Annotated in this window: 1 pseudogene; it reads right to left on the bottom strand. The window is 41.1% G+C overall.

Features of this window, described 5'->3' with window-relative positions:
• A pseudogene (locus DRF65_RS28195) lies at nucleotides 1-587 on the bottom strand (T9SS type A sorting domain-containing protein); the annotation flags it as partial.

Here is a 587-nt window from a genome sequence, read left to right as displayed (position 1 = left end):
CATCAGGATATCACGGTTTTTGAAATTGTAGGATTTCTGCCACTGTTCATCACCTTTTTCATTTAAAGAAATCAGCCACAGATCGGTTCCTTCTTCAATTCCAACCGTCTTGTTTCCTGATCTTTCGGATCTGGATTCCCCACCGATGATATAACCATTTGAGGTTAAAGACAGGGTTCTGATATGATCATCTCCTTTACCACCATAGTTCTTTTCCCATTCTACTTTTCCGTTTTTATCCAGTTTGATGATCCAGTAATCTCCTTCACCGAAATTGCTGCTGGCTTTTGGCGTCTGGCTAATGGCTGTTGAACTGACAGATCTTTCATCTGAAGATTTACTCTCAGGATTTCTTAATCCTGAACCTCGAACTTCGGAGCTTCTTGAATAAATTCCCAATAAGGCTCCACCATCTTTTGTGGGGATCATTTTCTCTACTTCATCCAAACCTTTTCCACCTACTATCAATTGGGATAGTTCTTTTCCGCCTTTGTCGAGTCTGGTGATCCAGACATCTTTGGAGCCATACCCTTGGGAAGAGTTTTGTACATTCCCGGCTACAAAAAAGCCTAAATCTGTACTTTGAA

This window comes from Chryseobacterium pennae (assembly GCF_003385515.1).
Classification (GTDB): domain Bacteria; phylum Bacteroidota; class Bacteroidia; order Flavobacteriales; family Weeksellaceae; genus Chryseobacterium; species Chryseobacterium pennae.
The sequence above is the reverse complement of the archived record's forward strand: the minus strand, read 5'-3'. Positions and strand labels throughout refer to the sequence as shown.